The 25,539-nt window shown below is 72.9% G+C and carries 25 protein-coding genes; 11 read left to right on the top strand and 14 right to left on the bottom strand.

From position 1 onward, the window contains the following. Positions 1-80 precede the first annotated feature (80 nt). Positions 81-1,748 carry a DNA alkylation response protein gene (locus ACZ7JA_RS18725; RefSeq protein ID WP_351660413.1) on the bottom strand — a complete coding sequence of 556 codons (1,668 nt, stop codon included), beginning with the start codon at positions 1,746-1,748 and terminating at the stop codon, positions 81-83. A 70-nt stretch (positions 1,749-1,818) separates the two neighbouring features. On the opposite strand from ACZ7JA_RS18725, the gene ACZ7JA_RS18730 reads away from it, so the two are divergent. Next, positions 1,819-2,577, top strand: coding sequence for a PaaX family transcriptional regulator C-terminal domain-containing protein (locus ACZ7JA_RS18730; RefSeq protein WP_470809234.1), 759 nt, complete (start codon positions 1,819-1,821; stop codon positions 2,575-2,577). A gap of 66 nt (positions 2,578-2,643) precedes the next feature. Here the strand turns inward: ACZ7JA_RS18730 and ACZ7JA_RS18735 are convergent, their stop codons facing one another. From ACZ7JA_RS18735 to ACZ7JA_RS18755, 5 genes are all read right to left on the bottom strand, one after another. Continuing rightward, on the bottom strand, positions 2,644-3,444 hold the full coding sequence (locus ACZ7JA_RS18735) for a pectate lyase (protein ID WP_470809236.1): 801 nt from the start codon (positions 3,442-3,444) through the stop codon (positions 2,644-2,646). 28 nt (positions 3,445-3,472) lie between these two features. Continuing rightward, positions 3,473-4,429: a pectate lyase family protein gene (locus ACZ7JA_RS18740; protein WP_470809238.1), complete on the bottom strand. Its 957-nt coding sequence runs from the start codon at positions 4,427-4,429 to the stop codon at positions 3,473-3,475. A gap of 267 nt (positions 4,430-4,696) precedes the next feature. Next, a complete protein-coding gene (locus ACZ7JA_RS18745; protein ID WP_470809240.1) occupies positions 4,697-6,139 on the bottom strand; it encodes a nucleobase:cation symporter-2 family protein in 1,443 nt (480 codons plus the stop codon). A 129-nt stretch (positions 6,140-6,268) separates the two neighbouring features. Beyond that, positions 6,269-7,609, bottom strand: coding sequence for an FAD-dependent oxidoreductase (locus tag ACZ7JA_RS18750; RefSeq protein WP_470809242.1), 1,341 nt, complete (start codon positions 7,607-7,609; stop codon positions 6,269-6,271). Between the two features lie 314 nt (positions 7,610-7,923). Continuing rightward, positions 7,924-8,673, bottom strand: coding sequence for a TetR/AcrR family transcriptional regulator (locus tag ACZ7JA_RS18755; RefSeq protein ID WP_470809244.1), 750 nt, complete (start codon positions 8,671-8,673; stop codon positions 7,924-7,926). A gap of 320 nt (positions 8,674-8,993) precedes the next feature. Between ACZ7JA_RS18755 and ACZ7JA_RS18760 the strand changes: the two genes are divergently transcribed. Both ACZ7JA_RS18760 and ACZ7JA_RS18765 read left to right on the top strand, forming a co-directional pair. Next, positions 8,994-9,593 carry an ArsR/SmtB family transcription factor gene (locus ACZ7JA_RS18760; RefSeq protein ID WP_389296919.1) on the top strand — a complete coding sequence of 200 codons (600 nt, stop codon included), beginning with the start codon at positions 8,994-8,996 and terminating at the stop codon, positions 9,591-9,593. Next, a complete protein-coding gene (locus ACZ7JA_RS18765) occupies positions 9,590-10,894 on the top strand; it encodes an MFS transporter (protein ID WP_470809246.1) in 1,305 nt (434 codons plus the stop codon). The genes ACZ7JA_RS18760 and ACZ7JA_RS18765 overlap by 4 nt, the downstream gene beginning before the upstream one ends. A gap of 112 nt (positions 10,895-11,006) precedes the next feature. Here the strand turns inward: ACZ7JA_RS18765 and ACZ7JA_RS18770 are convergent, their stop codons facing one another. The 4 genes from ACZ7JA_RS18770 to ACZ7JA_RS18785 all read right to left on the bottom strand — a co-directional run bounded on the left by ACZ7JA_RS18770 (position 11,007) and on the right by ACZ7JA_RS18785 (position 14,227). Next, positions 11,007-11,696: an HAD family hydrolase gene (locus tag ACZ7JA_RS18770; RefSeq protein ID WP_389296921.1), complete on the bottom strand. Its 690-nt coding sequence runs from the start codon at positions 11,694-11,696 to the stop codon at positions 11,007-11,009. Between the two features lie 10 nt (positions 11,697-11,706). Continuing rightward, positions 11,707-12,402 carry a phosphatase PAP2 family protein gene (locus ACZ7JA_RS18775; RefSeq protein WP_470809249.1) on the bottom strand — a complete coding sequence of 232 codons (696 nt, stop codon included), beginning with the start codon at positions 12,400-12,402 and terminating at the stop codon, positions 11,707-11,709. A 115-nt stretch (positions 12,403-12,517) separates the two neighbouring features. Beyond that, positions 12,518-13,453, bottom strand: a complete 936-nt coding sequence (locus ACZ7JA_RS18780; protein WP_470809251.1) for a M56 family metallopeptidase — start codon at positions 13,451-13,453, stop codon at positions 12,518-12,520. Positions 13,454-13,678: 225 nt separating this feature from the next. Continuing rightward, positions 13,679-14,227 (bottom strand): DUF5134 domain-containing protein, encoded by a 549-nt coding sequence (locus ACZ7JA_RS18785; RefSeq protein WP_450743847.1) that lies wholly within the window; start codon positions 14,225-14,227, stop codon positions 13,679-13,681. Positions 14,228-14,392: 165 nt separating this feature from the next. Here ACZ7JA_RS18785 and ACZ7JA_RS18790 point away from each other — a divergent pair, with 165 nt between their 5' ends. Next, positions 14,393-16,057: an FUSC family protein gene (locus ACZ7JA_RS18790; RefSeq protein WP_470809253.1), complete on the top strand. Its 1,665-nt coding sequence runs from the start codon at positions 14,393-14,395 to the stop codon at positions 16,055-16,057. Between the two features lie 368 nt (positions 16,058-16,425). Next, positions 16,426-16,938, top strand: a complete 513-nt coding sequence (locus ACZ7JA_RS18795; protein WP_389297078.1) for a MarR family winged helix-turn-helix transcriptional regulator — start codon at positions 16,426-16,428, stop codon at positions 16,936-16,938. 521 nt (positions 16,939-17,459) lie between these two features. Here the strand turns inward: ACZ7JA_RS18795 and ACZ7JA_RS18800 are convergent. Further along, positions 17,460-17,852, bottom strand: coding sequence for a VOC family protein (locus ACZ7JA_RS18800; protein ID WP_470809255.1), 393 nt, complete (start codon positions 17,850-17,852; stop codon positions 17,460-17,462). A 70-nt stretch (positions 17,853-17,922) separates the two neighbouring features. Here ACZ7JA_RS18800 and ACZ7JA_RS18805 point away from each other — a divergent pair, with 70 nt between their 5' ends. Continuing rightward, entirely contained in the window at positions 17,923-18,462 is a 540-nt protein-coding gene (locus ACZ7JA_RS18805; RefSeq protein ID WP_351660448.1) for a GNAT family N-acetyltransferase, read from the top strand. Between the two features lie 27 nt (positions 18,463-18,489). Here the strand turns inward: ACZ7JA_RS18805 and ACZ7JA_RS18810 are convergent, their stop codons facing one another. Beyond that, positions 18,490-19,173 (bottom strand): glycerophosphodiester phosphodiesterase, encoded by a 684-nt coding sequence (locus ACZ7JA_RS18810; RefSeq protein WP_470809258.1) that lies wholly within the window; start codon positions 19,171-19,173, stop codon positions 18,490-18,492. 412 nt (positions 19,174-19,585) lie between these two features. Between ACZ7JA_RS18810 and ACZ7JA_RS18815 the strand changes: the two genes are divergently transcribed. The 4 genes from ACZ7JA_RS18815 to ACZ7JA_RS18830 all read left to right on the top strand — a co-directional run bounded on the left by ACZ7JA_RS18815 (position 19,586) and on the right by ACZ7JA_RS18830 (position 23,537). Continuing rightward, a complete protein-coding gene (locus ACZ7JA_RS18815; protein ID WP_470809260.1) occupies positions 19,586-20,983 on the top strand; it encodes a DUF6421 family protein in 1,398 nt (465 codons plus the stop codon). A 38-nt stretch (positions 20,984-21,021) separates the two neighbouring features. Next, entirely contained in the window at positions 21,022-21,771 is a 750-nt protein-coding gene (locus ACZ7JA_RS18820) for an SDR family oxidoreductase (protein ID WP_351660457.1), read from the top strand. Next, entirely contained in the window at positions 21,768-22,838 is a 1,071-nt protein-coding gene (locus ACZ7JA_RS18825) for a threonine aldolase family protein (protein ID WP_351660460.1), read from the top strand. The genes ACZ7JA_RS18820 and ACZ7JA_RS18825 overlap by 4 nt, the downstream gene beginning before the upstream one ends. Positions 22,839-22,916: 78 nt before the next feature. Beyond that, positions 22,917-23,537, top strand: coding sequence for a transglutaminase domain-containing protein (locus tag ACZ7JA_RS18830; protein WP_351660463.1), 621 nt, complete (start codon positions 22,917-22,919; stop codon positions 23,535-23,537). Between the two features lie 27 nt (positions 23,538-23,564). Here the strand turns inward: ACZ7JA_RS18830 and ACZ7JA_RS18835 are convergent, their stop codons facing one another. Together ACZ7JA_RS18835 and ACZ7JA_RS18840 are read right to left on the bottom strand one after the other, a co-directional pair. Continuing rightward, a complete protein-coding gene (locus ACZ7JA_RS18835; RefSeq protein WP_389297081.1) occupies positions 23,565-24,293 on the bottom strand; it encodes a lysophospholipid acyltransferase family protein in 729 nt (242 codons plus the stop codon). Positions 24,294-24,441: 148 nt separating this feature from the next. Then, entirely contained in the window at positions 24,442-24,858 is a 417-nt protein-coding gene (locus ACZ7JA_RS18840; protein WP_351660469.1) for a DUF4395 domain-containing protein, read from the bottom strand. Positions 24,859-24,933: 75 nt separating this feature from the next. On the opposite strand from ACZ7JA_RS18840, the gene ACZ7JA_RS18845 reads away from it, so the two are divergent. Further along, positions 24,934-25,347: a TlpA family protein disulfide reductase gene (locus ACZ7JA_RS18845; protein ID WP_351661227.1), complete on the top strand. Its 414-nt coding sequence runs from the start codon at positions 24,934-24,936 to the stop codon at positions 25,345-25,347. Positions 25,348-25,539: the final 192 nt, after the last annotated feature.

Consider the following 25,539-nt stretch of genomic DNA (forward strand, 5'->3'; position numbering starts at 1 on the left):
GAGCACGCGCTGACTGTGTGCGATCCGTCGGCTGTCACCGGCCACTGCGGGGAGCCCGTGACCCCGGGCCCGGGCGGGGCTCAGCCCGCGTCGGGCAGGGCCCGCTCCAGGATCGCGTCCAGGCCGGTTCCGGCGGGCAGCGTGCCGAACGAGTGCCCCCAGTCGCCGCCCAGCCGGGTCGCGCAGAAGGCGTCCGCCACCGGGTGCGGGGCGTACCGGACCAGCAGGGACGCCTGCAGCGCGAGCGCCATCCGCTCGACCAGCCGGCGGGCGCCCACCTGCCCGGTCTCGGCCAACTGCGCCCGCAGTCCGGCCACCGCGGCGTCAAGCCGGGCGTCCGCCCCGTGCGCGAGGGCGAGTTCGCCGAACAGGGCCTCGGCGGTGTCCGGTTCCCGCCCCAGGGCGCGCAGCACGTCGAGCGCGTTGACGTTGCCCGAGCCCTCCCAGATGGACAGCAGCGGGGCCTCCCGGTAGTGGCGGGGCATCCCCGACTCCTCGACGTACCCGTTGCCGCCCAGGCACTCCAGGGCCTCCGCGGTGAACGCGGGACCCCGCTTGGTGACCCAGTACTTGCCGACGGCGGTGGCGATCCGCCTGAAGGCCCGCTCCCCGGCGTCCCCGCGCACGGCCCGGTCCGCGGCGCCGGCCAGCCGCAGGGTGAGCGTGGTCGCCGCCTCCGACTCCAGCGCGAGGTCGGCCAGGACGTTGCGCATCAGCGGCTGGTCGATCAGCCGGGCGCCGAACGCGCTGCGATGGCGCGCGTGATGGCCCGCCTCGACGAGTGTCTTGCGCATCAGGGTGGCCGAGGACATCACGCAGTCCAGCCGGGTGCAGTTGACCATCTCGATGATCGTCTTCACCCCCCGGCCCTCCGGCCCGACCAGCCAGGCCACCGTCCGGTCGAACTCCGGCTCGGAGGAGGCGTTGGACCGGTTGCCGAGCTTGTCCTTCAGGCGCTGGATGCGGAACGTGTTCCGGCTGCCGTCCGGCAGCACGCGCGGCACCAGGAAGCACGACAGACCGCCCGGCGCCTGCGCGAGCACCAGGAAGACGTCGCACATGGGCGCCGAGGTGAACCACTTGTGCCCGCACAGCGTGTAGACGCCCGCCTCCGCGGTGGGCGTCGCCACGGTGGTGTTGGTGCGGACGTCGGAACCGCCCTGCTTCTCGGTCATGCCCATCCCGGCGAGCAGCCCGGGCTTCTCGGTGGGGACGCGCAGCTCGGGGTCGTACTCGCGGCTGGTCAGCAGCGGCTCGTAGACCTTGGCGAGGTCCGGCTGGGCGCGCAGCGCGGGCACGGCGGCGTACGTCATCGAGGTCGGGCAGCCGTGCCCGGCCTCCGTGTGCCCCCACACCAGGCCGCCCGCCGTGCGGGCCACGTGGGCGCCGGTGCGGTCGTCCGCCCAGGGAGCGCCGGCCAGGCCCTCGGCGACCGCCGTGCGCATCAGGTGGTGCCAGCTGGGGTGGAACTCGACCTCGTCGACCCGGTGGCCGTAGCGGTCGTGGGTGCGCAGCCGCGGCTCGTGCAGGTTGGCCAGCTCGCCCCACTCCTGTGCCTCCGCGCTTCCGGCCTGCCGCCCCAGCCGTCTCAGGCCGTCCTCGGCCCAGCCGGCGCCCTCCCGGCGCAGGCCCTCCAGGAGCGCCCGGTCCTCCGAGGCGTCGTACGGAGCGAGGGGCGGGGCCTGGTTGGTGACGTCGTGGGTGGCGTACTGCTGCTGAGGCTGCGGCTGCGCGGATGTCGAGACCATGAAGCCATGTTGCACTCTCGGTGCGGCTGTAGCAATGATGCAACAAGAAGTCTCCGTACAGTGTGTGCCCATGCGCATGAACGTGTCGGCCGAACCGGGCGGAGCCACACTGCGGCCGCTGTCCGCGCGGTCGGTCGTGCTCAGCCTGCTTCTGGGGGCGCACCCGCCCGAGCTGCCGGTGAAAGACCTGGTCGGTCTGGTGGAGCCGTTCGGCGTGGGCGGCTCCACGCTGCGGGCGGCGCTCAGCCGCATGGTGGCGGCGGGCGACCTCCGGCGTACGGACGCCGTCTACCGGCTCAGCGACCGGCTGCTGGCCCGTCAGCGCCGTCAGGACGAGGCGCTGCGCCCTCGCACGCGCGCGTGGCACGGCGACTGGGAGATGCTGGTGATCACGGCGACGGGACGCGGTCCCGCGGAGCGGGCCGATCTGCGCACCCGTCTGACCGCCCTGCGCCTGGCCGAACTCCGCGAGGGCGTGTGGCTGCGCCCGGCCAACCTGGACCGGCCGCTGCCCGACGGCCTCACGCGCGTGACGCTGTCGTACACCGCGCGCCCCGACGGTGACCCGCGGGATCTGGCCGCCCGGCTGTGGCCCCTGGAGGAGTGGGCCGCCACGGCGCGCGCCCTGTTCGCCCACGCGACCGCGGCCCGCCGGCCGGCCGACCGCCTCACCGCCTTCGCGGCCGCCGTGCGCCACCTGCTCGCCGACCCCGTCCTGCCGGCCGGCCTGCTGCCAGCCGACTGGCCGGGAGAGGCTTTGCGCGCCGCGTACGCGGACTACCAGCGGGAACTGTCCGCCCTGCTGGGATCGCGGGGGCGTGCGCGGTAGGCCCGCGCCCGTACGTGCGAAGCCGCCGCCCCGGCGGGACGGCGGCTCCTCACACCCTGCGGGCGCTCACTTGTAGGTGATGTCCGAGGACGAGTACCTGCAGTAGGTGCCGTCGGCGCCCGAGCCGTTCGTCGACGGCTCCTTGCCCGTGTTGTTGCCGATGTACTTCTGGCACGGGACGATCTTCTTGCCGCTGTCCCCGACGATCGTGATGTTCTTCAGGGTCGCGCTGTCGCCGTAGTTGGTGTTGATGCCGACGAGCTTGCTGCCCTTGTACGTCGCTTCGACGGAGTTCAGGTTGACCGTGCGCTTGTACTGCGTCTTGCAGTTCCCGCACGAGCGGGCGAAGGTGCCGAAGTTCCGCACGGCGAAGTTCGAGACGTTCAGCGTCCCGGCGCCGTTGAACTGGAACACCTTGTCGCTGGCCTCCTTGGCTCCGCCGCCGGTGACGTTGTAGACGTTGGAGGACGAGGAGCCGAGGAACGTGGCCGCGTCCTCGCCGACGTCCTCCCACCAGACGTTCTGCAGCGTGCAGCTGCCCAGGCAGTGGATGCCGTCCGCGGCCGGCGAGCCGATGACGACGTTCTTGACCACCGCGCCGGGCGCGAGTTCCAGGATGGGCCCCTGGTCCTCGTCCTGGCCGCCGGTGCCGAGGTCCCCGGAACCGTACAGGCGCTTCATCCCGTAGTCCTTGGTGCCGGATACCGAGATGGTGGACGTCACCGCCTGACTGCCGTTGGCCGAGGGCCAGGTCGCGGCCGCCGTCGGCCCGCTAGTCATGATCATGCCAAGCGACAGGCCGAGAGCGGCGAGTCCGCCCAGCAGCGCGCGGCCCGATCCCGTGCGCGTGAGTGCCGTTGGGCTCATGTCCCGATGCCTTCCTGTGAGTGGGGGGTCAGATCCTTCCGGCGCCGGCGCCGGCCGTCACCGAGGCGGCGACCCCGGACGCGGGCTCGGCGGTGTAGCCGTACGGCGGGCTGGTGAAGGTGCCGGTCCGGGAGATCTCGGTCGCGGCTCCGCCGAGGTCGTTGCCGCGCAGGTTGGCGTAACCGTCCACGTCGCTGTCCCGGCTGGTGGTGACGGCGACGGCGGTGTCGCGGAAGACGTTGTTCTCGACCAGCATCTGGGCGCCCATCCGCGAGTGCACGGCGGTCTCGGCGCCGACGACGTAGTTGTCGTAGAAGTGCCCGGTGCCGAAACGCAGGCTGGGAATGCGGGAGTTGACGTTGTCGAACCAGTTGTGGTGGTACGTCACCCGCAGGTGTCCGGTGTCCTCGCTCGCGTTGCTGTCGCTGTGGCCCACGAGCGAGCCCTTGTAGTGGTCCTTGAAGGTGTTCCAGGAGACGGTCACGTAGTCGGAGCCGTGGGTGATGTCGACCAGGCCGTCGTAGTAGTCCTTGCCGTGATCGCGGTCCGAGGACAGGGTGTTGTGGTCGATCCACACCTTCGTCGAGGCCTGCACGGTGATCGCGTCGGTCTTGACGGCCTTGCTGAGGTTGAGGTTGCGGACGACGACGTTGGTGACCTTCTTCAGGCGCAGTCCGCCGCCGGTGAATCCGGAGGACGAACCGACGCCAAGGAGCGTGGTGTTGGAACCGATGTCGATCTGACCGCTCAGCGAGATCAGCCCGTTCACCTTCACGACCTTGGCCGAACCGCCGGCGACGGCCGCCTTGAAGGCGTCGGGCGTGGAGACGGTCACCGCCGTGGCGCCGCCGCCGCCCGTGGTGCCGGCGCCGAAGCCGACGGGTGCGGTGTCGGCCGCGCCGGCCGCCTGGGGCAGTGCGAGCACGGCCGTGGCCGCGAGGGCGACGGCGGCCGTCGCCGCTCCGGTGAGGTGTCGCTTGCGCATGCGGGTGCGTCCCTTCGAGTGGGGGTCGGTTTGTGTACGTGAATGACGTACGCCATGTGGAACGCGCATGGGTGCTCTCGTGGCTGTCGGGCCGCAACTGCCGGGCCGGACGGTCACGTTGATGAACGGGAACGTATGGGGTAAGCGCTTTCTGGTCAACGCCTCCGGTGGTCGTTTTTCGGTCACCTGGACGTCTGCCGGGAGCCGTGCCGAGTTCGACGGGAAGTGACCCGGGCGGCGGTGTGGGCCGCCGCCCGGGTCACGGACTCACGCCGTGCCGAGGGCCGTGCGCCCGGCCCCCTCCTCGCCGCCTTCGGTCCCCGCTCCGGCCCCGGCGCCCCGCCCGGCGTCGGCCCCGGCACCGGCGCCGGCCTCCGCTCCGGCCCCGGCCGCCGCCGAGCCGGAGCGGCCCGGCAGGTGGTTGAAGAGCAGGTTCAGGACGACCGCCGTCAGGCACCCCGCGCTGATGCCGCTGTTCATCACCGTCTGGAACCAGTCGGGGAACTTCGCGTAGACCGTCGGCACACCCACCGGCAGCATGCCGACCGCCACCGAGACGGCCACCACGGTCAGGTTGTCGTTGCCCCTGAAGTCGACGCGGGCCAGCGTGCGCAGACCGCTCGCCGCGACGCTGCCGAACATCACCAGGCCCGCCCCGCCGAGCACCGGCGCCGGAATCGCCGCGACCACCGCTCCCAGCTTGGGAAGCAGACCGAGCAGCACGAGCATGCCGCCGGCCGCCGCGACCACCCACCGGCTGCGCACCCGGGTCATCCCGACCAGCCCCACGTTCTGCGCGTACGCCGTGTACGGAAAGGTGTTGAAGACGCCGCCGAGCACGGTCGAGAGACCGTCCGCGCGCAGCCCGTCGGCCAGGGAGCGCGGCTCCACCCGCCGCTCCGTCAGCTCACCCACCGCGATCAGGTCGCCGGTCGTCTCCGTCATCGTCACCATCGCCACCACCAGCATGGACACGATCGCCGACGCCCTGAACTCCGGTGCCCCGAAGTGGAACGGGGTGCTGATGCCCACCCAGTCCGCGTCGCCGACGCCGCCGAAGTCGGTGAACCCGAGGGGCACGGCCACCGCCAGGCCGACGACGATCCCGATGAGGACGGCGATGCGGCTCAGGAACGGGGGCGCGAAGCGCTGCACGCCCAGCACCACCGCGAGTACGAAGGCCGCCAGTGCCAGGTTCCGCGGCTCTCCGAAGTCCTTCGCGCCGGCGCCGCCCGCCGCCCAGTTGCCCGCGACCGGGAGCAGCGAGAGGCCGATGATCAGGATCACGGTGCCCGTGACCAGCGGCGGGAAGAAGCGCAGCAGCCGGCCGAAGACCGGCGCGAGCAGCATGATCGCCAGACCCGCGACGATCACCGAGCCGTAGACGGCGGGCAGTCCGCCGCCCGTCGTGCCGATGAGGACCATCGGCGACACGGCAGCGAACGTACAGCCCTGCATGATCGGCAGCCGCACACCGAACCGCCAGAAGCCGACGCACTGGATCAGTGTGGCGATGCCGCACACCAGGAGGTCGGCGGTGATCAGATAGGCCAGGTCGGCCGGCGACAGCTTCATCGCGCCGCCCACGATCAGGGGCACCGCTACGGCGCCCGCGTACATCGCGAGCACGTGCTGCAGGCCGAAGGCGGCGAGCTGCCGCGCCGGCGGCACCTCGTCGACGGGGTGTATCTCTGCTGCGGTCGTGGACATGGGGACTCCAGAGCGGCGGGTGGGGGAGTGGCATCCGGACAGCACGAGACCGTAAGGGCCTTGAACAGTTTGTTGATTTCTGCGGTGTTGCCGGTGTGTGTCATGCCCCCCGGTGTGCCGTCGACTCCGCTACCCGGTGCGGGCCGCCGTCAGCAGGGCGTCCCAGTCGGCCAGTTTCACCACGCCCCGCCCCAGTCGCGCGCCCAGCTCGGCCTCGGCGCGCTCGATGGCGAGCCAGCCGGTCCACGGCACCGGCTCGACCCCGGCCGCCCGCAGCGCCGGCAGCGGATCGTCGGGCGTCCGGTCGCGCACGAGCGCGGGGGCGTCAGTGAGCAGGGAGGTCACCGTCTCCTTGGCGCAGGGCCGGTTGGTGCCGATGACCCCCGTCGGGCCGCGTTTGATCCATCCGGCGACGTACTCGCCCGCTGAGGTGGCGCCCTCGCGCAGCACGCGCCCCTGCCGGTTCGGCACGGTGCCGCTCGCCGCGTCGAACGGCAGCCCCTCCAGCGGCACTCCGCGGTAGCCGACCGACCGCAGCACCAGCTGGGCCGCCACCGTCTCGAAGCGGCCCGTGCCCGTCACGCCCCCGTGGCCGTCCGGCGAGGTCCGTTCGAAGCGCACGGCGCCCACCCGGCCGTCCCGCGCGAGCAGTTCCACCGGCCGCAGAAAGAACCGCAGGCGGATCCGGCGGTCGGCCCCGCCGGGCCGGCCCGCCGCCCAGCCGCGCAGCGCCTCCACGTTGCGCCGCTGTACGGCCGGCAGTGCCGCCGGGTCGGCGCAGCCGGGGTCCAGCGCCAGTTCGTCCGCGTCCACTGACACCTCGGTGCCGGGCAGGCCGCCCAGCTCGCGCAGCTCCTTGGTGGTGAAACGGGCCTGCGAGGGGCCGCGCCGGCCGACCATGTGCACCTCGGCGACCCCGCTCGCCGCCAGCGCGTCCAGCGCCGCCTGCGGCATGTCCGTCGGGCGCAGCTCGCCGGGGCCGCGCGCCAGCATCCGTGTCACGTCCACGGCCACGTTGCCCACCCCGATGACCACGGCCGACCGCACCCCGCGCACGAACCCGGCGTCGGCCGCGTCCGGATGGGCGCTGTACCAGGACACGAACTCGGTCGCCGACCAGCTCCCCGGCAGCTCCTCGCCGGGGATGCCCAGCCGGCGGTCCGCCGCGGCGCCCACGCAGTACACGACCGCGTCGTACAGCTCGCGCAGCCGCTCCACGGGCAGGCCGCCCGGGCCGCCCACCCGGACTCCGCCGAGGAACCGCACCCGGTCGTGCTCCAGGACCGCGCGCAGGCTGCCCTGCAGGGACTTGATCTTCTCGTGGTCCGGGGCGACGCCGTACCGCACCAGGCCGTAGGGGCACGGCAGCCGGTCCAGCACGTCCACCCGGACCTCGGGATCGAGCTGGACCAGGTTCTGGGCGGTGTAGCACCCGCTCGGCCCGGAACCGACGACGGCGACACGCAGCACGGCGATACTCCCTGCCCCGAAGGAGAAAAGTGTGCGGACGGCTCCAGCATGGCACCGCCCGGTCCGGGGCGGCAGAGGCCGGGAGAGTGACCTGGGCGCCGGCCCGCGTACGCACCGCCTCCGGGTGCCGCCGACACCGCTGCTACGGGGCGTGGCTCGACCGTCCTCCCAGGTGCCGTCCGCTCGGTCTGCTACCGGGGTGCGGCCTACTGGACGGGCTTCTCAGGTTGCGTCCGCTCGGTCTGCTACGGGGGTGCGGCCTACTGGACGGGCTTCTCAGGTTGCGTCCGCTCGGTCTGCTACGGGGGTGCGGCCTACTGGACCGGCTTCTCCGGTGGCGTCCGCTCGGTCCGTCCCCGGCGCGTGCCCTGTTCGGCGGGATTCCCGGGCACCGCCGGCCCGGGCCGCTCCCCGGTCGCGAAGAAGCGTGACAGATCCTGGCACGGGGCCGCCGCCGCGGCGTCCGGACCGCTGCCCGGGGGCGTGCCCAGCTCCCAGCCGAGCCGGTACCGCCTGAACAGCTCGGCCCGCAGCGTCGGGACCGGCATCGGCACCCCGGGCACCAGCGCCGCGAACACCGCGCCCATGAGCGTGGCCCGCAGCATCGGGTAGTCGGCCGTCACATCCGCCGAGCCGTACCGGGAGACCGTGTCGCTCAGCAGCTCGGACAGCCGCCGCTGCTCCGGGCACTGCACGAAGCCCTCGGCCTGGAGCAGGCCGGCCATGTGCTGGCGCATGAGCACCGGATGGTCGTGGGCGAGGCCCAGGATCGCGTCGATGGCGCGGGCGAGGCGTTCGCCGCCGTCCTCCGTCCACGGCTCCCGCTCCAGTGCCTCCTCCAGCGTGCGGTGCATCAGCCGGTGCACGGCCGACTGGACGAGCTGGCGCTTGCCCGGGAAGTAGTACGACACCAGCCCGCGCGCCGAGCCCGCCCGGTCCGCGATGTCGGCCAGCGTGGTGGCCTCGAACCCGTGCTCGTCGACCAGTTCGACCGCGGCCTGCAGAAGCCGCTCCCGGGAACGCCGCCGCAACTCTTCATTGACCGAGGCGCTGCGCGGGGACATCCTGTAACTCCTGCGTTGACTGGCTGCCAGCCAACTATACTCGGACGCAGGGGCTCCGCCGTGCGCGGAGTCCGTTCAGAGCTGCCGTCCGTCTGGGGCGACACGGGGGATCGTCTCAGGCGGACGGCGTTTTTCTGACAGGGCGGGGTCGCACTCGGCGCCCTGCCCCCTTCCGGAGTGAATCGCCGCCGCCGTCGAGGCCGTCCGCCGCCCGGGCGACGCCCCCGGTCGACTTCCACAGGACCAGTCTCAGTCGACTCATCTCCGTTGCCATGTGTGAGAGTTGACTCTCATACATTGTGAGAGAACACTCTCAGGTCATGGACCGAGACAATCGCCTGGGCGATCTCGAGATCACCGACCCGAAAGCCATGCGTGCGCTGGCGCACCCCGTGCGGCTCGCCATTCTTGAACGCCTTCAACGGCACGGCCCCGCGACGGCCACGCAGCTGTCACCGCACGTCGGAGCGACTCCGTCGGTGACGAGCTGGCATCTGCGCCATCTGGCGGGCTTCGCACTCGTCCGCGACGCCGAGGCCGGCACGGACCGCCGGGAACGGCGGTGGGAAGCCGCTGCCCGGGGCTTCCGGTTCGAGATACCCGAGGACGCGGAAGGCGAGTCGGCCGCGCGTGTGCTGTCCCGGGAGATGTTCGTCCGCTCCGCCGACCTGCCGCTCAGGTGGATCGCCGAGACCGAACCCGGACTGGATCCGAAGTGGCGCAGGCTCGCCGGGCTGGCCAACACCCGCGTGATGGTGTCCGCCGAAGAACTGGCGGCCATCGAGGACGCGATCGAGAGCGTCCTCGCCCCCTACGTGATGCGCGACCCGGAGGAGCGGCCGGGCGACGCCCGCGGTGTCCGGTTCCTGCGCTACCACCTTCCGGAAGGCGCCGACGAGCAGACCGGCGAAAACGCATGAGCCTCCCGCCGCCGTCGCTGTGGCGGGACCGGCGGTTCGTCCGCTTCTGGGCGGGACAGTCGGTGTCCCAGTTCGGTGACCGCATCTCCGAACTGGCGTTACCCCTGATCGCCGTGGGGGCTCTCCACGCCTCGGCCAACGAGGTCGCGTGGCTGACCGCGCTCGCCTGGGCGCCGAACCTCCTCGCCATCGTGCTGGGCGCCTGGGCCGATCGCAGAGCGCGCAAGCGCCGCCTGATGGTCCTCGCCGACCTGGCTCGCGGCTGCCTGCTGCTCACCTTGCCGACCGCATACCTGGCCGGCGGTGTGACGCTCGTCCAGCTCTACGCGGTCGCGCTGCTGACCGGAGCCGCAGGGGTGCTGTTCAACACGGCCTACCCACCCTTCTTCGCGCACCTCGTGCCGCGCTCGTCCTACGTCGACGCCAACAGCAAGCTCAGCGCCAGCCGGTCCGCCTCCTACGTCGCGGGCCCCGCCCTCGGCGGGGCGCTCGTCCAGGCCGTCACCGCGCCCGTCGCCGTGATCGCGGACGCCCTGACCTACCTGGTCTCGGCCGCCCTCGTGGGACCGATCAAGGTGGACGAACCCCGGGCCGCCGGCGGTGAGCAGGCGAACTCCTCCCTGCTGCGCCGTGCCGGGGAAGGACTGGCGTTCATCGTCCGTCACCCCGTACTGCGAGCGAGTCTCGGCTGCGCGACGACCGTCAACTTCTTCACCTTCCTGACGGGCACCGGTCTGACCGTGCTGTTCGCCGACCGCGTGCTCGGTCTGTCCGCAGGGGCCATCGGCCTGGCCTTCGGGATCGGATCAACCGGGGCCCTCCTGGGCGCGGTGATCGCCCCGGCGGTCGCGCGCCGGATCGGCCTGGGGCGAAGCGTCGCGGTCGGCGCGGTGCTGTTCCCGGCCCCCCTCGCCGTGGCCGCCGCAGCCGGCGGTCCCACATGGGCCCGGGCGGGGACGCTGGGTCTCGCGGAATTCCTCGCCGGGATCGGCGTCATGCTGTTCGACGTCAATCTCAACTCCCTGCAGACCGCGGTCATACCGGACGGCATGCGCAGTCGCGTGGCCGGCGCCTTCAGCACGGTCAACTACGGCATCCGCCCCGTCGGCGCCCTCGTCGGAGGCGTGCTGGCCACCGCCGTCGGGCTCAGGACGACCCTGGTCACGGCCGCCGTGGGAGGAGCGCTGTCGCTGCTGTGGCTGCTCCCCTCACCGATACCGCGCATTCGCTCCCTGGCCCGCCTCGGACCCCACCTCGCCGGCGACAGCGCCGAGACGGACGGTCGGCCGGCGCCGCGATGACCGCGGGCGGACGCCGTCGGCGGCGGTCCGCAGCGCGGCGGCCCGGCCGGTGCCGCGGCCACGCCTCCCCGCGCTTCAGCAGCCGCCCGGGTCACCGGCACGCCCGGGCCGGTCAGCCGACCAGGTCCAGGACCGGCAGCAGCGCGTCCGGCCGCTGGGCCACCGGCAGGTGGTCCACGAAGTGCACGCGGCAGCCCAGCGCGGCCGCACCGCCGTCCGCCGTCCTGTTGTCCCCGACCATCAGCACCTGGCGCGGGTCGGCGCCCAGTTCCTCGCAGGCGGCCGAGAAGAGCCGCGGGTCCGGCTTCTGCACGCCGTGCTCGTACGACAGCACATAGGCGTCCACGTACGCGTCGAGGCCGTGCTCGCGGAAGACCGGGCGCAGGTCCCAGCCGATGTTGCTGACCACGCCCACAGCGACACCGCGCTCGCGCAGCGTGCGCAGCACGTCGGCGGCGTCCTGGTAGGGCGACCAGGCGGCGGGCGTCATGTGCCGGTCGTACAGGGCGTCGTGGAGCTCGGGGCTGGGCAGCGGGACGCGCCGGGACAGGCCGGTGAAGGCGGCCCGGTGCTGTTCGGCGCTCTGGTCCCGGACGGCCCACAGCCCGGCCAGTTCCTCCGGCACCCCGACCGGTTCCGCCCCGCCCGGCAGCGCCCCCGCCGCCTCCAACGCGGCGGCGGCCCTGCTCAGTTCGGGGCCCGGGAGCGCGAGTCCGGCCTCCCTCAGCACGGCACTCAGCCAGGACTCGGTGGACTCGACACGAAACAGAGTCCCGGAGAAATCGAAGAGCACGGCAGCCATGTGCCGGACTCTATCGGGACGTTGGGACGGAGCGCCCGTCCCTCGGCCACTCGTACACCGCCACGGCCACCGCGACCACCAGCGCCCCCAGCAGCCAGCCGCCCAGCACGTCCGACGGCCAGTGGACACCCAGCCATACCCGCGTCAGGCCCACACCGGCCACCGAGACGACCGCCAGGGCGACGGCCGTACGCCACAGGGTCCGACCCGCGCCGTGGCGGTGCAGCAGCCACAGCAGGAGGCCGCAGACGACGGTGGCCGTCATGGCGTGACCGGACGGGAAGGCCGCGTAGTGCGCGCTGTCGACGGGGTCCGGCCAGACCGGCCGGGGGCGCCCGACGGCCGTCTTCAGCCCCTGCTGCAGGACCGTGGCCAGCGCCACGGCGACCCCCAGCCACAGCGCCGTCCACCAGGCAGCGCGGCGCCACACGAGCCACACCGCGGCGGCGGCGCACACCAGGCGCATGGTCAGCGGATCCCACACCCAGTCCGTCAGGACGCGGAAGGCGTGCGTGACACCGTGATCGCTCACCGCCCAGCGGTGGGTGGTCAGCGAGATGTCGCTGTCCAGGACGAGCAGCGGCCGCCAGCGCAGTACGACGACGGCCAGCAGCAGCCCGCAGCAGACGGCGAGAACGGCGGCCGCGCGGGCCGCGGTGCGGTGGGGCGGTGTGCGGGGCGGGGACTCGATCGGCTGGCGGCGCATGCTGCGATCTTCGTCGACGAGGTGGCCCGATGGCCACCGTCCCGGGCGCCCGGCGCGCATCGGGGGATCGTGACGTGGGGAATCGGAGCGTGTGCCGGGGCGCCGTGGGCCGGCGCTAGCCCAGTGCCCGCAGGCCCGGTACGAAGGCCACCAGGACCGGGACCACCGGTACCAGGGCCGCGGCCGCGGTCAGGCGCAGCCGGTGCAGGGCCGGGAGGCGGTCCGGGGGAGTGAGCAGCCGGTGCACGCGCTGCGGCACGAACGCCTCCGGGGTCGGGCAGGGCCCGAACACGCCCCGGTCCTCGTTGAGTCCGACCAGGGCGAGCGCGGTCGTCAGCCGGCCGAAGCGCCGGGACGCCATGTCGTCGGCCGCCAGCTCGACCAGCCGGTGCATCTCGTCGCGGAATGCGGCGAACACCGGTACCTGCGGGAATCCGTCCGCCAGCGCCGTCGAGCAGTGCAGCAGCCAGTCGTGCCGGGCCTGGGCGTGCCCCTGCTCATGAGCGAGCAGGGCGTCCAGTTGACGCCCCTTCAGCCGGGCGAGGGCGGCCGTGGTGACGACGAGCCGGGGCGCCGCACCGGGCAGCCACCAGGCGTCGGGCCGCTGACCCTCGAGCACCACGAGCCGGCCGCCGGCCTGCTCCTCGCCGGGCAACAGCGGCGCCCGCAGCAGCAGTTCGGCCCGGCGTACCCGCCGCCGCGAGCGGGCCCCGACGATCTGGCGTGCGAGCATCGCCACGCTCCACAGTCCGCCGCAGGCCAGCGTCACCGCGAGCGGCGCCGCCCAGGGGCCGGCCGTGCCGAGGGCGTAGGCGTCCACCACCGCGCGCGGAGCCGTACCGAAGACATGGCCGCGTACCGACTGCCAGGCCGCGGCGGCGCTCAGCGTCATCGACAGCGCGCAGCACAGCAGCACGGCCGCCACCACGCACTGCCACGCCCACAGGGCGACCACCGGTTCCCGGTCCGGCCAGCCCGCCCGGGCGAGCAGCCGCGGGGCGACGACGGCGGTCAGGGCGCCGAGCAGCAGCAGGGCAGCGGGGACCATCATGGGCAGCACCCTATGAGCGCACCGCCGCCCGCGGGTACGGTCCACGGGCCCGAAGTGACGCAGACAACGCTCCGCCGTCCGTGCCGACGGGCGCCTCGGGCCGCCATGCCGGCCCCGCCGACCGGCGGCTCACATCGCCAGCGGCATGGCGATCATGCCGATCGCATCGCCGGCAGCGTGGCGATCATGCCGATCGCATCGCCGGCAGCGTGGCGACCATGCCGATCACATAGCCAGCAGCATGGCGACCATGCCGATCCCCATCGACAGCCGGCACGCCCGCGCCAGTTCCGGACGGTCGCCCCAGCGCACCCCTGTCCGGGCGCCCGCAGGGACGGCTGAGGGCACCAGACGGGCGCCCGCCAGCAGCACGTATCCGGTGAAGTAGAGCAGGAGCGCGCCCGTCACCAGCGGCACTCCGGCGCCGGTGTGCGCGTGGTGCGAGGCGGGGGAGACCGCCATGGCGAGGGACATGTAGACCATCGCCGCCGTCCCCACCAGATGGTGCAGGTGGTGCGCGCCGGTGCGGGCGGCCCACAGGGCCCGCAGCGCGGCCGCCGCGAACACGGCCGCGTACAGCGGCCAGGCCCACCCCGGCGTGCTGAACACCGTCGCGGGCACGGCCATGGCGGCCATGCCGAACCCCATCAGCGCCTCGCCGCCCGCGGCCCGGCGCTGCTCCTCGACACCGCTGCGCATCCGCAGCAGGCAGTAGGCGCCGGTGGCCGCGCACAGCGCGACCAGCAGCCAGGCCGGCGAACCCGAGCCGTGCACGCGCACCCCCCCCGATCGACGGTCGGTCGAGGGATGCGATGCCCACGGCATGCGGCGCGCACGCAAGCGCAAGGGTGTACGCGGGGAGCGTTCGCCGGAGCACAGCAGGTGAGCGGGCGGAAGCTTAGACGTTTTACTGGTAAAACACATGCTAACTTTGTAGGCATGAGCAGTGCGACCCGACTTCGTCTTCCCCTCGCCGGCGTGCTCCGCCTCGGGCGGCCCTCCGACATCTGGTTCAAGCCCGCGCTCAGCGTGGTCGTCGCCACCGCTCCGCCCAACCTGGTCCTGCTGGCCCTCGGCCGCCTCGACCTGGCGGCGTACTCGATGGCCGGCTCGCTCTGCGCGCTCTACGGCCACAACCGGCCCTATGCCGCCCGGGCCCGCGTCCTCGCCTGGGTGGTGCTCGGCATGGTCGGCGGCCTCGCCCTCGCGCTGGTCGCGGCCTCGCTCACCACCAGCGCGGTCGTGCTGGTCGCCGTGGGCGCCCTCATGGCGGCCGTGCAGAAGGCGGTGTGCGACGTGAGCCGCATCGGCCCGCCCGGACATGTGATCCTCACCTTCATCACCTCCGCCTCCCTCTTCATGCCGCAGAGCCTCGGCCAGGTGCCGGGACACGTGGGGCTCGCCCTGCTCGCGGGCGCCTGGGCCTGGCTGGTCGGGATGGCGCCCGGGCTGCTGCGCCCGCACGGCCCGGAGCGCCGGGCCACCGCCCAGGCCCTGACCGCGGCCGCCGCCTACGCAGGGACCGGCGGCACCGCCGAGGGCCACGCCGGGGCCCGTGCCGCCACCGCCGCGGCCGTGCACGCCGCCTGGCAGACCCTGCTCGCCGGCGGCGCCCGGACCGACCGCACCCGCCGTGCGCTCGAACAGCTCCTCGTCCGCGCCGAGGTCGCGCTCGCCGCCCCCGCCGACGCCGACCCCGCGCGACTGCGTGCCTGGGCCCGCGAGCTGCGGGGCACCGGCCGGATCCCGCGGGTGGAGTCCCCGCGTGAGTCCGCCGACGAACTGCTCGGTGTGGACGCCGAACTCGCCGCCCCCCGCCGCCCGCTGCGGGAACGGCTCGCCCCGCTCGCCCCCATCGCCGCGCGCACCGCGATCGGCTGCGCCCTCGCCGGTTACGCCTCCCTGGCGTTCGGCGTCGGCCGCCCCTACTGGGCGCTGGTCACCGCGGCCTCGCTCTACCAGGCCAACGTGACCCTCACCTGGAACCGGAGCATCCAGCGCGTCGTCGGCAACCTCCTCGGCGTCCTCGTCTTCGCCGCGGTGGCGCCCCTCGCTCACCTCCACCCGGCGGCCCTGGTGCTGTGCTGCGCCGCCTTCAACTTCGGCGCCGAGGCGCTGATCAGCCGCAACTACTGGCTCGGCTCCGTCTGCGTCACGCCGATGGCGCTGCTCATCACCGAGTTCGCCCGTGCCCAGAACCCCGGACAGCTCATCGGCGAGCGTGTCCTCGACACCCTCGTCGGCGCGCTGGTCGGCTTCGTGGCGGCCGTCGCGGTCACCAACCGGCGCGCGGGCGACCGACTGAACAACGCGCTGACCGCCGCCGAGCGCGCCCGAGAGAACGCCGCACGGCTGCTGGCCGAGCCGCACCCGGCGCCCCGCGCCCTGGAGAGCGCCCGGCGCGCCCTGGCCGCCGCGCTGGTCGACCTGCGCGCCACGGCCGACGCGGCCTCCGGAGAGTGGTGGCAGCGCGCCCTGCCCGAGGAGCGGGTCGCACTGGTCGAGCAGTCGGGACACCGTACGCTCGCCGCGACGGTACGACGCCAGGGGCTCGCCCCGCTGGCGCAGGACACGGGCACCACGACGGAGGACGCACGGCCATGACCCCGACGAACGGACGACCGCCGGCCGGGCACGCCGGCGCCGGCGCACCGACGGAGCCCGGGGCCCCCACCGCGGGCGGCGCCGGTACGGCCGTGCCGGGTTCGGCGGGCGCGACCGCTGCCGGGGGTGCCTCCGGGGGAGGCGTGAACGGTCCGCTGCCGGCGGCCGGAACCGCGCAGACGCGGGCCCGGTCGGCCGGGGGTGACGGCGGGTCGGGCGGTGCGCCCGACGCCGTGCGGGGAGCGGCCGAGGAGCGCTCGACGGCGCCGGCCGGCCGGGCGGAAGGCTCGCCGGAGACCGGGGGAGAGGCCGGGCAGGGGGCGGGCTACGGGCCTGCGGCTGACGCCGGGTGGGGGCGGCGGGACGCCGTGAGCGGTGAGGGCGACACCGTCGCCTCCGTGGTCCGGCAGTGGCGTGCCGTGCATCCCGAGCTGAACACCGGGCCCATGGAGGTCATCGGCCGGATCAACAGGTGTTCCGCCCTGCTCCAGCAGGCCGAGGACGCCCCGCTGCGCCGGGCGGGACTGAGCCGTGCCGAGTTCGACCTGCTCGGCGCGCTGCGCCGTACCGGGCACGAGCTGACCCCGAGCGAGCTGGCCCGGGAGACCTTCTCCTCGGGGGCCGCCGTGACCAAACGGCTCAAGCAGCTCACCGAGCGCGGACTGATCGAGCGGCGTGGCGACACCCGCGACCGCCGGGTCGCCCACCTCCGTCTGACCGACGCGGGCCGCGACCTCGTGGACGGCATCCTCCCCGAGCAGCTCGCCTACGAGACGGCCGTGCTGTCCGTCCTCGCCCCCGAGGGCCAGGACCACCTGGCCGCGCTCCTGGGCGACCTGCTCAGCCGCCTGGAGGGCCGAACGGGCCCCGTGCACACCTGACCCGCCGAGCCGCGGCCCGTCGCCCCGCCGTCCCGGCGCGCACCGAACGCCGCGCACCCTCAGCACCGGAGATCGGGGGACCGCCGCTCGGCCTCCCGCCGTCCCGGCGGGCCCCGAACGCCGCGCCCCTCAACACAGGCGGCCATGGACAGCGGGACGGGACCGCCGCTTGGCCTCTTGCCGTCCCGGCGCGCACCGAACGCCGCGTCAGGGCGTACTGGCGGTAGGAGACCAAGGGACCTGCCGTTCGTCTCCTAGCCGTCTCCGGCGCGCACCGAACGCCGTCCGGCTGTACCGGCGGTCAGACCGCGCGCCCTGCCGCTCGGCCCTTGCCGTCCCGGCGGCCACCGAACGCCGCGCCCCGCGGCACCGGCGGCCTGAACCGCGGGGTCCGCCCCGCCCGCCGCGCGGGTCCCGCGGGACGGAGTCCCGCCGCACGCAGTCGGGCTCCGCCGGTGCGACGCGAGCATCACCACCACGTCGCAACCGACCTCCACCTCCGAGCGGGCCGTCGCGCGGCCCTAGATCCCGGGCCGGTAGCGCAGTGGATGGTCGGCCGGGATCTCCACCAGCACGATCGGGGTGCCGTCCGGGTCGGCGATCCACATCTCGATCAGGCCCCACGGCTCCTTCACCGGGGGCCGCACGATCTCGACGTCCTTGGCCAGCAGTTCCTCGTGGGCCGCCGCCACGTCCGCCACCTGCAGCCACAGCCGCACATCCGGTGGCACCGGGGTCTCGGAGCGGCCGGAGACCTCCAGGAATCCGCCGCCGAGGAAGTACACGGTCCCGCGCTCGGGGCCGGTGCCGAACTCGCGGTAGACGGCAAGGCCCAGCCGCTCCCCGTAGAAGGCGCGGGAACGTTCGGGGTCGGTGGGGCGCAGAAGTGTCCGGCTGCTGAGTACATGCACCATGCATCCGGAGCTTAGTGGCAGGGTTACCCTCGTCCCTGCTTCAGCAGCGCCCGAGATCGGAGAACGCCCCATGGAAACCGCCGCCACCGCACTGACGTTCCGTGACGCCGGTGACGCCGACGTCGACGCACTCGTCGTGCTGATCGAGTCGGCGTACCGGGGCGACGCCAGCCGGGCCGGGTGGACCACCGAGGCGGACATCCTCCAGGGCCAGCGGACCGACCCCGAGGGCGTGCTGGAGGTCATCAAGGCGCCCGACAGCCGGCTGCTGACCGTCGAGCAGGGCGGCCGGATCGTCGCCTGCTGCCAGCTCGAGCACCGCGGCGACGCCGCCTACTTCGGCATGTTCGCGGTCAGCCCCACCCTCCAGGGCGCGGGCCTCGGCAAGGCCGTCATCGCGGAGGCGGAGCGCCAGGCGCGGGACACCTGGGGGGTCACGGAGATGCACATGACGGTGATCTCGGTCCGCGAGGACCTCATCGCCTGGTACGAGCGCCGCGGCTACCGCCGTACGGGAGAGACGACCCCGTTCCCGTACGGCGACGAACGCTTCGGCATCCCGCAGCGCGACGACCTCCGGTTCGAGCTGCTGGTCAAGCCGCTCGTATGACGATCACAGGGGAGACGGCGCGCCGGCTCACGCGGTGAAGCGGCCGGTGCGCTTGATCTCCGGGTAGTCGGTGGTCGCCCCGTCCAGCCCGAGCGCCCGGACGAGCCGCAGATGGTCCTGCGTGTTGACCACCCAGCCGATGATGCTCAGCTCGGCCGCCCGCGCCTGCTCGACGACCTCCAGGCTCAGCGGCCTGATGTTGAGGCAGACGGTCGCGGCCCCGGCCGCCCGGGCGCGGTCCACGACGTCGGTGCCGTAGCGGCTGGCGATGAGCGCGGTGCGCACGCCCGGCACCAGCCGGGCGATCTCGGCGATCGCCTCGTCGTGGAACGAGGACACCTCCACCCGCGAGACCAGGTCCCGCCGGTGCATGACCTCCGCCAGCGCCCGGGCCGCCGCCACGTCCTTGATCTCCGCCTGCAGCGGCGTCCGCACCGCGTCCAGGACCTCCTCGAAGACCGGCACGCGCTCCCCGCGCCCCGCGTCCAGGGCGCGCAGCTCCGCGAGGGTCATCTCGGCGATGGGACCCGTGCCGTCGGTCGTGCGGTCCACTTCCGCGTCGTGCATGACGACCAGGGCGCCGTCCTTGCTCAGGTGAAGATCGAGTTCGATCAGGTCGAGGCCGGCCTGTTGCGCGGCGACGAAGGAACGAAGGGTGTTCTCGGGCTCCACACCCATGACCCCGCGGTGACCGATGGTAAGGAAGTTCAAGGTTCAACTCGCTTCCGTCGACGGCGGCTCGGCACCCGTGGACCCGCTGAGGGCGTCACTGTCCACGCGGCAGAGTCGCAGCCTAACGGCCGGGTCCCGCGATGGACCCGCACCTGCGCGGGGGATCGGAGCGCGGGGCGTGCGGCGACTGGCTCGTATCCGCCCCTGTTGTCACCCGGGCGTGGGCGCGTCCCACCGGAGTTGACCGGCCGGAACCAAGGGGTGCCCGGCCCGTCACCGCCCGTACGCCACTTCTGGGATCAGTCAAAGTGACCGCCGTCACGGTTTCGGGCAGGAAAAACATCGGTGACCATGGGGTTGCGCAGAATAATTTCCCGAGCTGCCTCTTGCTGGGAGAAACCGGGTATGGCTACGGTGTGCGTACGCGAGGTTCTCCCGTGGAGGATGGGACATGACGGAAATTCTTGTGCAGGCGGCTACGGAGGAGAAGGTTCCTTCGCTGACCAGGGTGGTGGAGCACCCGGCCTGGCCCGTGCTCAAGGATGGCGTGGAGCAGATCCGGCCATGGCAGTCCAAGGACGGGTCGATCGACTTCGAGGCCGAGGGCGCCCCGGAGCGCGCCGACGCCGAGGCCGCCGTGCGCCGTGTCGTCGAGTCGGTCGAGCGGCTCTCCCCGCTGCTCCCGCACGACGCGGCCTACCACGAGGCGCTCGTCACGGACCTGCGCCGCTGGGCTGACGCGGGCTTCCAGGTCCCGGACTTCCTGGACTCCCTGCTGGCCTTCCAGCCCGCGGCGAGCCGGGCGGACGGCCTGCAGCACCTGGTCGTCTTCCCGATGTACACCCAGAACGGCAACCCCGACCGCAACCTCGAGGCGGTCGTGCTGCGCATGGTCTGGCCGGACTGGCTGGCCGAGCTGGAGCGCACCCGGTACGACAACCCGCTCTTCTGCGGCATCAAGTTCGAGGACTTCACGGCCGGCTACGACACCAACTCCGCCGTCCTCTTCCCGGAGACCATCGCCGTGCGCGAGGCGCCGGAACGATTCTCCTGGGGTGGCATCTTCTGTGACCGCGAGGCCGCCCGCTTCCGCCGGGTGACCGACGCCTCCGTGGACATCCTCGGCCTGAAGCTGCCCGAGGACATCGCCGCCATGGTCCACGACCAGAAGCGCTGCGAGGAGGCCTTCGTGCTCTGGGACATGGTCCACGACCGCACCCACAGCCACGGCGACCTCCCTTTCGACCCGTTCATGATCAAGCAGCGCCAGCCGTTCTGGATGTACGGCCTGGAGGAGCTGCGCTGCGACCTCACCGCCTTCAAGGAGGCCGTGAAGCTCGAGGCGGACGGCGTCCCGCAGGCCCGTGACGTGCAGTACGCGGTGCTCTTCGACCGGATGTTCCGCTTCCCGGTCACCGGCGACCGCAACCGCAACTACGACGGCCTCGGCGGCCAGCTGCTCTTCGCCTACCTGCACAAGCACGACGTCGTCCGCTGGACCGACAACAAGCTCTCCATCGACTGGGAGCGCGCGCCGCAGGTCACCAACCAGCTCTGCGCCGACATCGAGAAGCTGTACAAGGACGGCATCGACCGCCCCAAGCTGGTGCACTGGTTCGCCGGCTACGAGCTGGTCGCCACCTACCTGGCCCCGCACCCCGGCTCCAAGTGGGCCAAGGGCCCGGACGCCCTGGACCTGACCCAGCCGCCGCGCAAGCTCGTCGACGACGTGCTTCCGGACGAGTTTCCGCTGAGCATGTTCTATGAGGCCCTGTCCAAGAAGCTGAAGAACGTGATCGCCTCCACCAAGGGCATCACCGCGGACGGCGCCGAGCGGGCCGCCGCGTGAGCGACCGCCTGAAGGACACTGCTCAAGAGGGGAAGAACATGGTGGGGAACGGGTCTCTCAGTGGTGCGGTGATCGCGGTGGCCGGTGCGGGCGGACCCGCCGGGCACGCCGCGCTGGTCCGGCTCGCCGAGGCGGGCGCGATCGTCGTCGGCGCCGACAACAACCCCGAGCGCCTCGCGGAGGCCGTGGACGCGGCCCGCTACGCGGGCGGCGGCGCCACGGTCACGGGTGAGACGGTCGACCTGCTCGACCTGGACTCCACCCGCGCCTGGGCCGACCGCACCGAGAAGGAGTTCGGCCGCATCGACGGCCTGGTCCACCTCGTCGGCGGCTGGCGCGGCAGCGCCACCTTCGCCGAGACCGACCTCGCCGACTGGGAGCTGCTGGAGAAGCTGCTCGTCCGCACCGTCCAGAACACCTCCCTGGCCTTCTACGACGTCCTGCAGCGCAGCGACCGCGGCCGCTACCTGCTGATCAGCGCCGCCGGCGCGTCGAAGCCGACCGCCGGGAACGCGGCGTACTCCGCCGCCAAGGCCGCGGCGGAGGCCTGGACGCTCGCCATGGCGGACGGCTTCCGCAAGGCGGGGGGCGAGGCGGGTCCGCGCTCGGCGGCTGCCATCCTGGTGGTGAAGGCGCTGGTGCACGACGCGATGCGCGCCGAACGCCCCAACGCGAAGTTCGCGGGCTTCACGGACGTCAAGGAGCTGGCCGAGGCCATCGAGGGCGTCTGGAGCAAGACCGCCGCCGAAGTGAACGGAAACCGTCTGTGGCTGACCGAGAAGCCGTGAACCCTCCCAGGACCGACGCGCGTCGTCATCACGACCCCGAGGTCCGCGGTTTCGCCAGTGACAACTACGCCGGAGTCCACCCGGAGGTGCTGGCCGCCATCGCCCTGGCCAACGGCGGCCACCAGGTGGCGTACGGCGAGGACGACTACACCGAGAACCTGCAGCGGATCGTCCGCGGGCACTTCGGCCCCACGGCCGAGGCCTTCCCGGTCTTCAACGGCACCGGCGCGAACGTCGTCGCGCTCCAGGCGGTCACCGACCGCTGGGGCGCGGTGATCTGCGCCGAGAGCGCGCACATCAACGTCGACGAGGGCGGCGCCCCCGAGCGCATGGGCGGTCTCAAGCTGCTCAGCGTGCCCACGCCCGACGGCAAGCTGACGCCCGAGCTGATCGACCGGCAGGCCTTCGGCTGGGACGACGAGCACCGCGCCATGCCGCAGGTCGTGTCGATCACCCAGAGCACCGAGCTGGGCACGCTCTACACGCCCGGCGAGATCCGCGCGATCTGCGAGCACGCCCACGCGCACGGCATGAAGGTGCACCTGGACGGCTCCCGGATAGCGAACGCCGCCGCGTCCCTCGACGTGCCCATGCGGACCTTCACCAACGCCGTCGGGGTGGACATCCTCTCGCTCGGCGGCACGAAGAACGGCGCCCTGTTCGGCGAGGCGGTCGTGGTCATCAACCAGGACGCGGTCTCGCACATGAAGCACATCCGGAAGATGAGCATGCAGCTCGCCTCCAAGATGCGCTTCGTGTCGGTCCAGCTCGAGGCGCTGCTCGCCAAGGACCTGTGGCTGCGCAACGCCCGCCACGCCAACGAGATGGCCCAGCGGCTCGCCGAGGGCGTCCGGGCGGTCCACGGCGTGGAGATCCTCTACCCGGTGCAGGCCAACGGCGTCTTCGCCCGGCTGCCGCACGAGGTGAGCGTGCGCCTGCAGAAGCGGTTCCGCTTCTACTTCTGGGACGAGGCGGCCGGCGACGTGCGCTGGATGTGCTCCTTCGACACCAAGGAGGAGGACGTCGACCTCTTCGTGGCCGCGCTCAAGGAGGAGATGGCCCGCTAGTCCCCAGCTATGCATAAGTATGCGGTCACCTGAAAAGTCATTGACTGTCGGGTGATCGCATACCTATGCTCTGCGGGCATGGAGCTGATCCAGGACACCGCCGACCTCTCCGCCTATCTGGCCGCTGACGAGGTCATCGACCATCATCACCCGGTGGTGCGGGCGACGGCCGCCCGTCTCGCCGAGAATGTCGCGGACTCGTATGCCTATGCACAGTCCGCGTACGAGTTCGTGCGCGACACCGTGCCGCACTCCGCCGACGCGGACGACCCGCGCGTGACCTGGCGGGCCTCCGACGTGCTGGCGCTGCGCACCGGCATCTGCCACGCCAAGGCGCACGCCCTGGCGGCCCTGCTGCGCGCCGAGGACATCCCGACGGCGCTCTGCTACCAGCGGCTTACGCACGACGACGGCGGCCATGTCCTGCACGGTCTGGTGGCGGTGCGCTTCCACGGCGCCTGGCACCGGCAGGACCCGCGCGGCAACAAGCCCGGGGTGGACGCCCGGTTCTCCCTCGAGGGTGAGCGGCTCGCCTGGGTCCCGGACCCCGCGTCCGGCGAGATGGACCACCCCGTCCTCTACGCGGCACCGCATCCGGCGGTCCTCGGCGCCCTCAAGGCCGCCCCGGACCGGCCGCACCTGTGGCGGACGCTGCCCGAGAGCCTCCAGGGCGGCCCGTCCCGTCGTGAACTTGGCTGACGGCGGCGGACGTTCGTCCGCGGCGGGTCAGTGCGCCTCGGCCGCCCGCAGCTGCTCCGCCGTCGGCGCCGAACCGCCCAGGTGGGCGGGCATCCACCAGGAGTCCTCCGAGCCCTTGGGGCGGGCGGGATAGGCGCGCTGGGCGGCCTCCAGCAGCTCCTGGACGCGCTCGCGCAGACGGCGGGTGATGGCGCCCGCGTACTGGTCGCGCGGGGCCTCGACCGGCTCGCCGACCCGGATGGTGATCGGGGTGTGGCTGCGCCGGAAGTTGCGCGGCTGCCCCTTGGTCCACAGCCGCTGAGTGCCCCACACCGCCATCGGGACGAGCGGCACGCCCGCCTCCTGTGCCAGGCGGGCGGCGCCCGACTTGAAGCTCTTCAGCGTGAACGACTGCGAGATCGTGGCCTCCGGGAACACCCCGATGACCTCTCCCGAGCGCAGCGAGTCCAGGGCGTGCTCGAACGCCGCCTCACCCTGCCGCCGGTCCACCGGGATGTGCTTCATGCCGCGCATCAGCGGGCCGGACACCTTGTGGCGGAAGACGGACTCCTTCGCCATGAACCGCACCAGGCGCTTCTGCGGCAGGGCGGCCAGGCCGTTGAAGATGAAGTCCAGGTAGCTGATGTGATTGCTCACCAGCACCGCACCGCCCGTGCGCGGGATGTTCTCGGAACCTTGGCAGTCGATCTTCAGGTCCCAGGCCTTGAACAGCGTCTTGGCGAAACCGATGACGGGACGATAGACCAGCTCTGCCATGGGCGGGGTGGGCCCTTTCTGCTCTGCTCGGGAAAGGGGGGCTCCCGGCGGGAAAGTTACGCAGCCGTAGGTTTACGGCGTCTCGCAGATCGTGCCCGAAGAACGGACGGGTAGCCAGTCCTGGTGCCCGGACACGGCGAGATCCTCGTCACTCCGGCCGTACCGTCACCCTCTTCAGCAGCAGGTACATCTCGCACCCCAGGCAGTGGCCGAACGCGGCGTTGAGGAAGGCGGCCGCGAGCGCCGCTCCGGTCGCCCCGAGCCCCAGCCAGGCCGGCCCCACCGTGAGACCCACCAGCCCGAGGCCGGCGAAGAGCAGACCCACGGCCTGTGCGAAGCGCGGCGGTTCGGGCGCCTCGAACTCCGTCGGCGGCCCGAGCCGCGGCCGCACCAGCCTCCGGAACAGCACGCCGTACGGCGACCGCCCGACCCCGCCGGCCGCGCCGAGCGCGAACACCGCGGTCTGCCAGGCCAGTACCCAGGGGTTCCGTGTGATCAGCGCCGCGGCCAGCACCACGGTCGTGACGGCCGCACCGAAGCGCGGACCTCTCGCGTCGATGTCCATGAACAAAGCATTCCGCAACGGCGGCTCTTGAGGGCCGCGGGAATCTTTGCGGTCTCGTGAACGCTTGTGCCGATGATGACCGGACTGATGGTGTGCGTGGCGGTGCTCGCCGTGGCGAGCGCGTACGGAGTGCTGCACGGGCGGCGGAGCGGGAGGGTACGGGTGCGCGGGCGGGACGAGGGCAGACGGCTCGGTGCCGAGGAGCTGGGCGGCGAACTGGGCGCGCGCGCCACGCTGGTGCAGTTCTCCAGCGCCTTCTGCGCCCCCTGCCGGGCCACCCGGCGCGTCCTCGGCGAGGTCGCGGAGATGGTGCCGGGCGTCACCCACATCGAGATCGACGCCGAGGCCCGGCTGGACCTGGTACGCGCGCTGGACATCCTCAAGACGCCCACCGTCCTGGTCCTCGACGCCGAGGGGCGGGTGGTGCGGCGCGCCGCCGGACAGCCCCGCAGGGCCGACGTGATCGCGGCGCTCGGGGAGGCGGTGTGAGGCCCGCGGGAGCCGGGTGAGCCCGCTCCCGGATCCGGACCGAACTTGACTGTGCGTGCCATCTGTCGTCAGCCTGACCGTGTGCCGACAGAACTCCTTCTCTTCGCGCGGGTCCACGTCGACCTGGCCCGCACCGCGAGCGCGCGCTGTCCGGGCCGTTGACCGCCCCCGGCCCCGCTCGACCCCCCTCGC

Source organism: Streptomyces sp. NPDC038135 (assembly GCF_055601245.1).

What these genes read in the sequence shown, in the direction of transcription:
- ACZ7JA_RS18765 (WP_470809246.1), top strand. Translation starts at nt 9,590, where the DNA reads ATGAGCCTCCCGCCGCCGTCGCTGTGGCGGGACCGGCGGTTCGTCCGC.
- ACZ7JA_RS18755 (WP_470809244.1), bottom strand. Translation starts at nt 8,673, where the DNA reads ATGTCCCCGCGCAGCGCCTCGGTCAATGAAGAGTTGCGGCGGCGTTCC.
- ACZ7JA_RS18760 (WP_389296919.1), top strand. Translation starts at nt 8,994, where the DNA reads ATGGACCGAGACAATCGCCTGGGCGATCTCGAGATCACCGACCCGAAA.
- ACZ7JA_RS18780 (WP_470809251.1), bottom strand. Translation starts at nt 13,453, where the DNA reads ATGATGGTCCCCGCTGCCCTGCTGCTGCTCGGCGCCCTGACCGCCGTC.
- ACZ7JA_RS18840 (WP_351660469.1), bottom strand. Translation starts at nt 24,858, where the DNA reads ATGGACATCGACGCGAGAGGTCCGCGCTTCGGTGCGGCCGTCACGACC.
- ACZ7JA_RS18845 (WP_351661227.1), top strand. Translation starts at nt 24,934, where the DNA reads ATGACCGGACTGATGGTGTGCGTGGCGGTGCTCGCCGTGGCGAGCGCG.
- ACZ7JA_RS18770 (WP_389296921.1), bottom strand. Translation starts at nt 11,696, where the DNA reads ATGGCTGCCGTGCTCTTCGATTTCTCCGGGACTCTGTTTCGTGTCGAG.
- ACZ7JA_RS18835 (WP_389297081.1), bottom strand. Translation starts at nt 24,293, where the DNA reads ATGGCAGAGCTGGTCTATCGTCCCGTCATCGGTTTCGCCAAGACGCTG.
- ACZ7JA_RS18775 (WP_470809249.1), bottom strand. Translation starts at nt 12,402, where the DNA reads ATGCGCCGCCAGCCGATCGAGTCCCCGCCCCGCACACCGCCCCACCGC.
- ACZ7JA_RS18730 (WP_470809234.1), top strand. Translation starts at nt 1,819, where the DNA reads ATGCGCATGAACGTGTCGGCCGAACCGGGCGGAGCCACACTGCGGCCG.
- ACZ7JA_RS18735 (WP_470809236.1), bottom strand. Translation starts at nt 3,444, where the DNA reads ATGAGCCCAACGGCACTCACGCGCACGGGATCGGGCCGCGCGCTGCTG.
- ACZ7JA_RS18790 (WP_470809253.1), top strand. Translation starts at nt 14,393, where the DNA reads ATGAGCAGTGCGACCCGACTTCGTCTTCCCCTCGCCGGCGTGCTCCGC.
- ACZ7JA_RS18725 (WP_351660413.1), bottom strand. Translation starts at nt 1,748, where the DNA reads ATGGTCTCGACATCCGCGCAGCCGCAGCCTCAGCAGCAGTACGCCACC.
- ACZ7JA_RS18820 (WP_351660457.1), top strand. Translation starts at nt 21,022, where the DNA reads ATGGTGGGGAACGGGTCTCTCAGTGGTGCGGTGATCGCGGTGGCCGGT.
- ACZ7JA_RS18740 (WP_470809238.1), bottom strand. Translation starts at nt 4,429, where the DNA reads ATGCGCAAGCGACACCTCACCGGAGCGGCGACGGCCGCCGTCGCCCTC.
- ACZ7JA_RS18745 (WP_470809240.1), bottom strand. Translation starts at nt 6,139, where the DNA reads ATGTCCACGACCGCAGCAGAGATACACCCCGTCGACGAGGTGCCGCCG.
- ACZ7JA_RS18815 (WP_470809260.1), top strand. Translation starts at nt 19,586, where the DNA reads ATGACGGAAATTCTTGTGCAGGCGGCTACGGAGGAGAAGGTTCCTTCG.
- ACZ7JA_RS18805 (WP_351660448.1), top strand. Translation starts at nt 17,923, where the DNA reads ATGGAAACCGCCGCCACCGCACTGACGTTCCGTGACGCCGGTGACGCC.
- ACZ7JA_RS18800 (WP_470809255.1), bottom strand. Translation starts at nt 17,852, where the DNA reads ATGGTGCATGTACTCAGCAGCCGGACACTTCTGCGCCCCACCGACCCC.
- ACZ7JA_RS18830 (WP_351660463.1), top strand. Translation starts at nt 22,917, where the DNA reads ATGGAGCTGATCCAGGACACCGCCGACCTCTCCGCCTATCTGGCCGCT.